Origin of the sequence: Pacificibacter marinus, from assembly GCF_900109555.1 — a bacterium.
Taxonomy (GTDB): Bacteria; Pseudomonadota; Alphaproteobacteria; order Rhodobacterales; family Rhodobacteraceae; genus Celeribacter; species Celeribacter marinus_C.
In genome coordinates this window covers 37,841-48,555 of the sequence record NZ_FNZV01000019.1, presented here as the reverse complement: position 1 = coordinate 48,555, position 10,715 = coordinate 37,841, and the positions used below count along the sequence as shown (strand labels likewise).

Genomic DNA, 10,715 nt, shown 5'->3' with positions numbered 1-10,715 from the left:
ATAGTCGGCTGTCTTCGACGCCGGTGTTTATCCTCACAACGTCTGATCATCCAGATGATATCGTTAACGCCCATAATTTCAATGTGGCCGGCTATTGTCGCACTTGATCATCCAGCTTGGCGGCGGGTGGCACTTTGCCACTCGTTTGATAGGCGGCATGGGCCAAAGTTTGGGATATCTCGCAGCGCCCGAAGATTAGTTTATTAGGAACATTTCATCATGTTCCTAATCGTCTGTTTTGCATTGCAGTTGACAAGTTGTTTAGCATGTTTGACATGATGTCTTCATGAGTATGGTTCGATTGGACAGAATAGATATTGCGTTGCTGGCGCACCTCGCCAAAAATGGGCGGGTAAGCAAAAGTGAGCTGGCACGTCGCCTTGACCTGCGCCCAACTGCATGCTGGGATCGTATGCAAAGGTTGGAAAAAGCCGGAGTGATAACTGGCTACCGAACAGAATTTGCACTTCGCGCCATTGGCCCAAATGTCACGGTTTTTGTGATGATCGAGCTTGGTGAGCATAAGGCTCAGAATTTCGACCGATTTGAACGAGAAATTGCGCGTCACGACGAAATTACCGGCTGTTGGGCACTCGGAGGGGGCTATGATTATCTGTTGCAGGTCATCACCCGCGATATCGATAGCTATCAAGAAATGATTGATGTCGTTTTAGAGCAGCGTGCAGGTGTGTCACGATACTTCAGCTACATTGTGACAAAATCCATTAAGAACGGACCGCCCCCTTTCGACGTGCTCTCGCAAATCTAAAGTCTGCGCCGACGATAATTCGGCTTGAGCCACAAACTTCGAGCAACTTTAATATTTGCGACGGAGTGCAATGTGTCTGCTAGAATCAATGACCTGAGCCCCTAGTTCCCTCCAGCTTTGCGTGGAGTTCTTGGGGTTGATTCTCTTGCCCCCAACCTTGGAACACCTGGGTCCAGAGATTTCCGGCTTAGATCAGTTTGGTGGGCTGGTATCTTGCCGATCAATCGGCCGCAGGTGCCCCGCTTTACGTGAATGTCGAAGGTTCCTTGCTGACACGCCCCGTGTTACAAATAGATCTAATATCTGGCAATCTACTGCGGGCATCAGGGTCTCTATGCACTGCTTACGAAACAGAGAACGGGTTGCCCCATTCTCTGTTCAGATAGACCTTGTGGGTGCGATGTAAAGCTACCCTATCGCCAATCTTAGAAGCCCAAGACCAACGAAACTCCGAAAGTATTGTCAGTCGATTTCAGACCTACAGTTGGATCTGTGTTGTAGTCTGTGCGGTAGCTCACTCGGGTAGACAAGTTATTTGAAAGCTTGAAGTTCATGCCAGCGTCGTTTGAGACGATGGTGTTCGTTTTCGATCCAAGGACGTCAGTATCGTTTGTAAACGACACGGTATCTGTGAACGCATAGAAGTAGCGTGAGGATACGATAAAGCCGACTTCTGTATCGGATACGTCAGTCGAATCCTTAAAGTAACGTGCGCCGGGACCTGCTTGAACACGCCATGTGTGGTTCGGTTGGTTTATGGCGCGGTAACCAGGGCCAAAACCGAGGAACGCATCAGTTTCTGAACCAGGCAGGATTGTACCAGCGTCGTCGGCAAGTATGCCGTCATACTGGAAGCGGCCAAGCGCAAACATATAGAATTCTGGTGTGAAGTAACGGCTGGCTTCATACGTACCAAAAAACTTTTCTTCGTACTTTGCGCCATTTGCTTCGCCGTATTCAATCGCGAAACCAGCAAGGTGGTTCCAGTCGCCCACGCCGTAAGTCAAGCGGCCTGCGCCAGCCAACTCTACGTTGTCAGCGTTGCCCGATGTGCCGGAAGCCGACAAAGCAAACGAACCACGCCAGCCTTGCGCAACACCATTTACACCAAAGCGCTCAGCGTCTTCACCGCGACGCTGGTCACGTTCAACTTCAGTTGTGATGTCGTCGATCTGGTCGTTCAGACCGGTAATACCTGTGATTGTGTTTTGTGCGTATACAGGCCCAGCAACGATCAATGCCAATGCGGATACAGTGGCGAATTTTACGAGATTTTTCATAGGACAATCCTCTTCGAAAGAAGTGATCCGAACCGTCAATGGCCCGAAAGCATCTCTGCTGACACTGGGTTTATCGAACCTAGATGCATGAGGAAAATTCAGATTATTTATAGGTAAAGCGATAATTACTCGTTTGTAATTGAGGCGTGGAGTACAGGATCGTAGTCTTCCATGATTTTTAATTCATCCACTAAGGATTCCTGATTTTTTTCAGCTATTTGCACAACGGCTTTCAACGTGACGCGCGCCAACTGCGCCAAGTCGTCATCCAGATCATCGCGCCAAACCACCCAAGATGGGTAGGGAAACCGTGGCGCGTCGGCCACAATGTAGAGCTTATTTGCGTTCAAATAGCGCCTGACCGACCGCGCAGGCAGAAATGCAGCTGCGTGGCGGTTGACGATATACTCCATTGTAAGAGCGCCCAAGGCCATTGATCTGCCGGAATCGGTAAGGTGCGGAAGTGCTGTTGCAAGGGCATGGGTGAACTCGGGACCCCAATCGACTGCCACATAATCAGTAAGTGTTTCTAGCGTTGCGCCAGAATAGGACGCTACAAGGATCAGTTCATCATCCAGAGCAGGTTCCACGATCAACCCAGGCCGCAGCTGTGGTGTATAAAGGAGTGCGGCCTGTACCACGCCTTCGACTAGAAAACGGGTAATACGGTCAGCCGTGCCCATTTCAGCATGGACACTCAGTTCGGGCATTTCAGCCTGAAGAGCATCGAGCCAATGGAAGCCAAGCCCAGGCCAAAGAGAATATTGCGCCCCGAGACTAAGAGCTCTCGTATACCCATGTGGGATGGCAATTTGCTGGCGGGCTTCTTCCCAAATCTTCAAAAGACTTAGGGCATAACGTTCAAAAAGAACGCCTTCAGGTGTTAGCACCGCACCAGCTTTGGACCGGGTAAACAGTTGGTGCCCGAGACTGTCCTCAAGGCGCTGAATGCGCAAGCTGATGGCGGATTGCGTTACAAATAAGCGATCACGGGCCGCGACGAACGATCCAGTGTTGGCCACCTCTATGAACGTCTTGATCAGGGTAATGTCCATAAACCTATCCATAAGAGTAATGCGCTTAAGCTATCATTCATATTTGTTATTTGAATATTTCGGAACCCTTATGTTGGTTTCAGCACAGGGAGCATGCTTGTTCTCATGGTTGCGCGCTACTGGGCGCGGGTATCGCACGTCAATTTTCTAAAGTTAGCTTTAGTGAGTGTGTGTTTCGCGAACAGAGAATCTGTCTGGATGTGTACGGATCAAAATGATTGAAGGTTAACAATTATTCAGAATTTTCCACATGAATTTCAGTAGATTATATGTTTTATTAGAATCTGGTATACTAGAATCCAAATTGATGTAATGATGCGCCTTAGCAAGGATCGACGTTGATGACATCGCGAGAATTGAGTGCGTTTGCTGTTGTATGGCGATCCAAGCGGAGGAATGTATGAGACCACTTGGGAGGATACTATGACTATTTTGAATTCGGCTACGGCTATTTTAAAGGGCGCAACAATTGTTTGCGCATTCGCAGCGTCAACTACATTTGCACAAGCGCAAGACGTCACATTGCGCGGCGCAAGCATGTTCGATGAGAACCACGCCTACACAAAAACACTGCGTGCGTTTGAGACGATTTTGGCGGAAAAGTATGACGGCAATGTTTCGTTTGACCTGAACTTGAACGGCGAACTGGGTGACGAATCCGACTTTCTGACGTTCTTGCAGCAAGGTGTTGCGATCGACTACGCGGTTATGGCCCCGTCCAACATGGCGAGCTTTGCCCCGTCTGTGCCGCTCATGGATATGCCGTTTTTGTTCCGCGATCTGGAGCATTGGGAAGCGGTTCTGTCGAGTGACGTTCTTAAGCCACTCGAAGAAGAACTGCTCGAAAAAGCCGATATCGTTGTGATCGGCTATGCAGGGGGCGGGGTGCGCAACCTGTTGTCTAGCGCTGCGATCAACAATCTCGACGAGCTTGCAGGTCACAAAATGCGCGTGATGGGCGCGCCAATTCAAGCGCAAATTTTCTCGGCACTGACGGCAGCTCCATCTGCGATTGCCTATAACGAAGTCTACAACGCTATCCAAACTGGCGTTATCGCAGGCTTTGAAAACGAAGCTGCATCGATCCAAAATCTGAAGTTCTACGAAGTTGCGCCTTATTTGACGCTGACACGTCACTCGATCACAGTGCGTCCATTTGTGATGAGCGGAAAATCATTCCGCAAATTGCCTGAAGATTTGCAAGCTGCTGTGATGGCTGCGGGCGCTGAAGCGGGTAAAATCGGTCGAGATATCGAGTCCAGCGAAGATGGCATGAAGTTGCAAGAAATGGTCGACGCAGGTCAAGTTATGACAAATGAGTTTGAGGGCCGTGACCAGCTTCTTGAAATGGTGATCCCAGTGCAAGATGCTTACGCTGCAGACCTCGGCGCGGCTGAACTTTTGGCTGCAATTCGCGCGAAATAATCAAAATTAAATACTGGCATCCCAGCAGATTTTCTCTGTCTGGGGTGCCATCATGACAAGCCCTGCAATTGGGCATCGGGGGACAAATGGTCGGGTTGTTTTTAGAAAAGTTTTGCCAATTTTTGCGTATTGCGCTTGGTACATTGGTTGCCGCTCTGGCAATCCCTGTCGCGATGCAAGTGATCGCACGCTACACTGGTATCATCCCCGTCTACCTTTGGACCGAAGAGCTTGCCACATTCCTTTTTGTCTGGGTTGTGATGATCGGCGCGATGATTGCGGTTTGGGAGGGCACCCATTTTGATGTACGCGTCATCCCTGATGCAAAGCGTCCGTTGATGATTTTGTTTCAAAACGGCATCGTACTGGTTTTTACCTTTGCATTCTCACTCATGTTTATCTGGTATGGCATTGAATATGCCAAGTTCGGCGCAATGCAGAGCTCTGTCATGATGCGTGCTAACTTATTGATAACACATATTTCAATCTCGATCTGTGGTGTTGTTTGGGCCGCATTCTCTGGCTACCGTATTTTCGAGGCCATAACAATTTACCGCGCATCCCGGAGTATCCCTACATGATCGTTTCAACTGGTCTCGCCTGTGCCATTCTGGTCGGCCTCTTTTTGGTGTTGGTTCTAATTCGCGTGCCTGTCGCATTCGCTTTGGGGATCTCAACAGTGCCATTGGTTCTTTTGGATATCCGCCTGACACCATTCATCGTGATTGACCGGATGTTCCAATCCTACAACTCCTTTATTTTACTCGCAGTCCCGTTCTTTTTGTTGGCCGCAAACCTGATGAATTCCGGCAAGATTACCGATAAACTCATCGAGTTGTCTCGCGTGCTCACAGGTTGGATGCCTGGCGGGCTCGGCCATGTAAACGTTGCTGTATCCATGCTCTTTGCAGGCATTTCTGGATCAAGCACCGCGGATGCTGCTGGCTGTGGCAAAATCCTGATTCCCGCAATGGTCAAAGAAGGCTACGATAGACGTTTTGCCATCGCGATCACTGCGTGCTCGTCGGTCATGGGGGTCATTATCCCACCAAGCATTCTGATGGTTGTCTGGGGCGGCGTGATGCAAGTTTCCGTCGGCGCGCTTTTCCTTGCCGGCGCAATCCCCGGACTGATGATTGGCTTAGCGTTGATGGGCACTGTTTATGGGTATGCCAAGGTCTACAATTACCCGACCGCAGGGCGCCCCAACTTGGCCGAATTTGTGAGGGCTTTCAAAGGCGCGATCCTTGCTCTTTTGACCCCCGTTCTTGTGATCGGTGGTATCGTCGGCGGGATCGTGACCCCAACAGAGAGCGCTATTATTGCCGCAGGTTACGCCCTGTTCCTTGGGATGTTTGTCTATAAAACCGTCACTGTCCGTGATTTGGGTGTCATCTTTTACGACACAGGTCGCTTCGCCTCAATCTCGCTTTTTGCCATTGGCACAGCCTCGGCTTTTGGATGGATGCTCGCGTTTTTCCACGTTCCGCAGCTTATCGTCGACTTCATGACAGGCCTTGAATTTGGTCCTTTTGGGACGGCAATCGTTATCGCAGCACTCTTTTTGTTCTTCGGTCTTTTCATCGATGCGATCCCGACAATCATCATCCTAGGCACTGTCTTGTTGCCCGTGGCAACGGCTGCGGATATTCACCCCGTCGTCTTTGCAATCATCGGTATTGTGTCATTGGCTTTTGGTCTCGTGACGCCGCCATACGGCTTATGTTTACTGATCTCGGCGTCGATTGGTGGGATGAACGTTGTCCAAGTTATGCGTGACGTTGTCATCATCCTTTTCCCGATGCTTGTGATCTTGTTGTTGATTATTGTTTTCCCCGAAATCGTGCTTTGGCTTCCGAAAGAACTTATGCCGAATAGTTTCAATTGACCCTAGCCATAGCTCTTGGCCAAATTTCTTCACCCATTAGGTCAGGCTGAGCTTAATGATCTGATGTTGGTTAAGGCACATTTCAGATTGTTGATTTTGATCATGGTGGCCACGATCCGCGTGTTGATCAACAGGTCGCACACATATGAACGACTTCCGAGAGCATGCCGGAAATCATTTGCGAAACAGCAGATGGTACATACATTGGGTCCATGTGTGCCACACCCATTCGGCCTTTGCGCCACCAATGGAAGAATTTACCAATGGTCGTGAGTTTGTAGCGAGGTGTATGCTTGTCCCAAGGCAAAAGTCGACCGGTGGGCGACAAATCCTTGGCCGAACCTCAAAAATTGGTCAGCGGGATATTCGACGGCTGCATATCACAGGTGCAATGGCCGTGATCCGTTGGGGCATCCGGAAAGGGCTTGAGGCATGGCTTGCCAAGATATTGGCATGCAAGCCGCGTATGTTGGTGGCTACCGCATTCGCAAATACGCTGGCTCGGACAGTTTGGGCCTTAACCACGAAGAAAGAGGATTACAGAATTACACCGTTGGCTGCATAAGCGCAGGACCATGCGTCGGAATAATCTAGGATGTGAGAAGGGCGAAAGAGAGTAAGGAACAATGGTCAAATGACGGGGGCGGGAAAATCAGATAAAAGCCAGAGGCCATGTGCCCGCGTCAACGATTTGGACCTGACCCATGGACACCATACAGGCCAGCCGTGTGTAAAAACTGCAGCGAAAGGCCGGACACACGACTGCACCTGATCACATGCTCCCGAACCTTCTAAAAACTGCTAGCATTAAACGGGGCACCCACACGTGGCTTCTATAACCTGCGCCGCTACTCAGCACTGGACTGAAAAAGCCCTGTCGCTTTCGAAAAGGAAGCCAGCATAAACGAGTTGGGTGACTGGAAAGTTATGAAGCAAGTTCCATGTCGCTACCCCCACCGACCGACGTAGGTGTCCTGACTTGATTTTCATCTGTATGGGATGTCACGAATTGAGAAACAATCGATTTGAGAGCTGAGGCTTCTTGCGTGAGGGAATGGCTTGCTGCGGTTGTCTCTTCAAACATAGCTGCGTTTTGTTGTGTCGCTTGGTCGAGATCGGCCACCGACAGATTTATTTCGGAAATACCAGCAGATTGTTCTTTTGCGGAAGTTTCAATTTCGGACATATGGTTGGCAATTTTTGAGACGTCGCCGACAATTGACTTAAGAGCCTCTCCTGTTTGGTCGACAAGTGACACGCCTCGTTTCACTTCCGATCCGGAGTCTGAAATTAATTGATTAATTTCGTGGGCCGCTTCAGATGATCTTTGTGCCAGCGCTCTCACTTCCGACGCCACGACAGCAAAGCCTCGACCTGCTTCGCCAGCGCGAGCCGCCTCGACCCCTGCATTCAATGCAAGCAGATTGGTTTGAAATGCGATATCATCGATAACACTGATAATTTTGGAAATTTTAGAAGACGATTCCGAAATTGCGTCCATGGCTGATATGGCGTCTTTGACCACTAAGTTTGTTGATTCCGCGTTGGTTCGCGCTGTCATAACTGTTTGGTTTGCTAAGGATGCCCCGTCAGCGGCAGACTGAACTGACACTGTAAGTTGGGTGAGTGCGGCAGCAGATTCAGCCAGTGTTGATGCCGTACGCTCTGTTCGAACAGATAAATCGTCTGCGGCATGTGATATTTCGGATGAACTTGAGTGGATGGCTTGCGAGGTATCAGAAAGTTTTGAAACGACCTCCTCTAGAGATTTAACCGCAGCATTAAAGTCATTGCGTAGTTGCTCGTAGCCTTCTGGAAACTCTTTATCGATTGTTTTGCTGATGTCTCCGAGGGCCAATCTACGCAATCCCTCGGCTAGAGCATCAACAATTTCTGTTTGCTCTTTATGGCGTGCGGCACGATCTTTTTCTGCGGCATCACGGCTCTTTTGTTTTTCAAGTTCTGCGGCAGCTTCGCGTTCTTGCTCTCGCGCAGCAGTTTGGCGTTCACGTTCTTGTTCTGCTGCTTCGCGCTCTTTGCGCTGCGTTTCCAATTCTATTTCTTCTTGACGTGCCTTCTTTGCGCGCTCAACTGCTTCAACTTCCATGGCCTCTTTTTCTAATAGGTTATTGCGGAACACACGCAGTGCGGCCATGAGTTGTGCAATCTCACCATATTTTCCGCCAGCCTTTTTCAATTCAGACATGTCCCCATTGGCAAGCTGTTCGGTGCTCTGGGTGACTATGCTCAACGGTCTCATGATAGTCAGAAATGTCATGAGAGGGGCGGCAATGAGGATCAAAATAGCAATGAGACCAATCGATTTCATTGTTGTTGAGGCCGCTCGCGCATCAGATGTCACAATTTCACCAGCACGGGAAATTGCATCGAAGCTTTCATTGGAAATTGTCAAAATTTCATTTGATAGCTCTAGCAGTGCAGAAATCATGTTGAGTGTTGTGTCATGTGACTGCATTTGTGCCTCAAGCCCAGTGCGTCGTGTGTCGAGCAAACCGTTTTGTGGGTCGACGGATTTTAAAATTGTTAAAATTTTACCTGCGGTCTCTTCGGGAATAATTTCCAGTTTTGCTTCGATAACGGCGCGATCACTGTTCAGCTCGAATTGCAGGGCTTCAATGTAGCCTTTGTTCACCGATGTGGCGCCTTGCAATAGTTTGATTGAGGCGGCCTTAAGCGATGTATTGAGTGCATCGATGCTACGAATTTCAGTGATACGTTCGTCGAGCAAGCTTTTGATGACCAGTTCGTTTGCGAGAGCCGCACTGTCGCCTTTTGCGGTGAGTGCATTCTGCTCTTGTAAAAACAGATCAGAAAAGCTTGTGGTCAACTTGGAGTGTGTGTCTAGGATGCTTTGGCGGGCCTGTTGACGGTCGAATGGTGTCATCGTGTTTAAAGATGACAAAAGAAGTCTGTAGCTGGAAAGTTCGGCACGAATTTGGGCAAGCTCTTGTGTTTGAAGAGTTTGTTCTATCATTTTTTCGAACGTATCGAGTGCATCTTGATTGCGGTTTTTGATGTCAGCGTCTTGCGTCGAATCTTTGGTTGCGATGAGTGCGAGAGAGAGGCCTGTGGCATAGTCTGATTGCGCTTTAAGGGCATAGCTTGCCGTGACAGATCCCAAATCAGTTTTAATCAATTCATCGACCGTTGTTTTCGCGGAACTCATAGCGTCATTGCCTGCAAGAAGTAGCCGGAATGCGGCCTCGTCATTGAGGGTTTCCAAATCATTACTAACGTCATGTGAAATTCTGTTGAGCTCAATAAGAAGATGCCGAGTTCTGGCTGCTGACGTCAGTTGAAGAGTGCGCTGTTGTACGAGCGTATCGATGTCGACAGAGAGCTTATCGATATTGCTACGCAAATTGGGATGTTTTTGAACGCCTAGTGAACTGGCTGCACTTTTCAAATCTGCCGCGGCTTGTTTGAGGTTTTCGGCTTGTGCTGGCAGTCCAAGTAAAGACTCGGACTCGATCACTATATTGGTTTTATCTTTGAGGATCGCAACTGAGTTGGCAATTCTGGAAGCTGTTTCCAAAGGCGGAACGTTTTCGTTTACTAGGTTTTCAACTTCGTCAGTGATGCCACTGATGAGGGAGCTGGCGACAAGGATCGCAGCAGCTGTGGTGCCCCCGAGTGCGAGCATTATCACAACGATTTTGACGGCCACTGAGCCAATCACTCTGCCAAACAGATTTTTCATTTGTTCTCCTCATACCACATGCGTTGAGCTTTTGCGAAGTTTGACAGGCATGCGATTACCAATTGTTCAAGACGCTTCGTTGATCAAAGTCGCCGAAACCAAAGAAAAAAGAGTTTACAGAGATGTTTTTCTTATATCGTTTTGTTTTTAAAGTGATTTATATGAATTTTTGGAATGAAAGACTGCGTGCCGCAACGCAAACTTACTGTTTTAACCGTGCCGTGATTCTTGATTCGCACGTTTGTGTCGGCCCAAAATGCACACTTTAGGCGTTGTATAGAATCCTGCTGCGGTTCCTTGCGCTGGAGGCATGGCTAGGCATATGCACTAAAAGCGCACCAAGATGTCTGTCTTGAGATACGCATCAATGGAATCGTCTTTTGTTTATTGAGTGTATATTTTCTGTGCGGTGACGCTGGATTTGAAGGCGAGTCACTTTCAATATCGCTCATTAACGCATCGTATTCATGCAAAATGATGAAAAAGTAGACATAAATCTGCAATATGGGCTGCGTAGGCCGCGTGACACCACCTAGCAGTGTTCAAAAAACGTCAACACGCCAAAACTACCCAAGCA

Annotated in this window: 7 protein-coding genes and 1 pseudogene; 5 read left to right on the top strand and 3 right to left on the bottom strand. The window is 48.8% G+C overall.

Annotation, left to right across the window (positions count from 1 at the left end):
• The first annotated feature begins 286 nt into the window (after positions 1-286).
• Positions 287-769 (top strand): Lrp/AsnC family transcriptional regulator, encoded by a 483-nt coding sequence (locus BM025_RS17730; protein WP_085850726.1) that lies wholly within the window; start codon positions 287-289, stop codon positions 767-769.
• 425 nt (positions 770-1,194) lie between these two features.
• Here BM025_RS17730 and BM025_RS17725 read toward each other — a convergent pair whose 3' ends face one another.
• Together BM025_RS17725 and BM025_RS17720 are read right to left on the bottom strand one after the other, a co-directional pair.
• Positions 1,195-2,049 carry a DUF481 domain-containing protein gene (locus BM025_RS17725; RefSeq protein WP_085850727.1) on the bottom strand — a complete coding sequence of 285 codons (855 nt, stop codon included), beginning with the start codon at positions 2,047-2,049 and terminating at the stop codon, positions 1,195-1,197.
• 125 nt (positions 2,050-2,174) lie between these two features.
• Positions 2,175-3,104: a LysR family transcriptional regulator gene (locus BM025_RS17720; RefSeq protein ID WP_085850728.1), complete on the bottom strand. Its 930-nt coding sequence runs from the start codon at positions 3,102-3,104 to the stop codon at positions 2,175-2,177.
• A gap of 423 nt (positions 3,105-3,527) precedes the next feature.
• On the opposite strand from BM025_RS17720, the gene BM025_RS17715 reads away from it, so the two are divergent.
• The 4 genes and pseudogenes from BM025_RS17715 to BM025_RS17700 all read left to right on the top strand — a co-directional run.
• Entirely contained in the window at positions 3,528-4,529 is a 1,002-nt protein-coding gene (locus BM025_RS17715; protein WP_085850729.1) for a TRAP transporter substrate-binding protein, read from the top strand.
• Positions 4,530-4,615: 86 nt separating this feature from the next.
• On the top strand, positions 4,616-5,110 hold the full coding sequence (locus BM025_RS17710; RefSeq protein ID WP_085850730.1) for a TRAP transporter small permease: 495 nt from the start codon (positions 4,616-4,618) through the stop codon (positions 5,108-5,110).
• On the top strand, positions 5,107-6,417 hold the full coding sequence (locus tag BM025_RS17705; RefSeq protein WP_085850731.1) for a TRAP transporter large permease: 1,311 nt from the start codon (positions 5,107-5,109) through the stop codon (positions 6,415-6,417). Before BM025_RS17710 ends, BM025_RS17705 begins: the two co-directional genes overlap by 4 nt.
• 235 nt (positions 6,418-6,652) lie before the next feature.
• Positions 6,653-6,982, top strand: a pseudogene (locus BM025_RS17700) (transposase); the annotation flags it as partial.
• A 360-nt stretch (positions 6,983-7,342) separates the two neighbouring features.
• Here BM025_RS17700 and BM025_RS17695 read toward each other — a convergent pair.
• Complete coding sequence (locus tag BM025_RS17695) at positions 7,343-10,138, bottom strand: methyl-accepting chemotaxis protein (RefSeq protein ID WP_244515897.1); 2,796 nt, start codon at positions 10,136-10,138, stop codon at positions 7,343-7,345.
• Between the last annotated feature and the right edge of the window lie 577 nt (positions 10,139-10,715).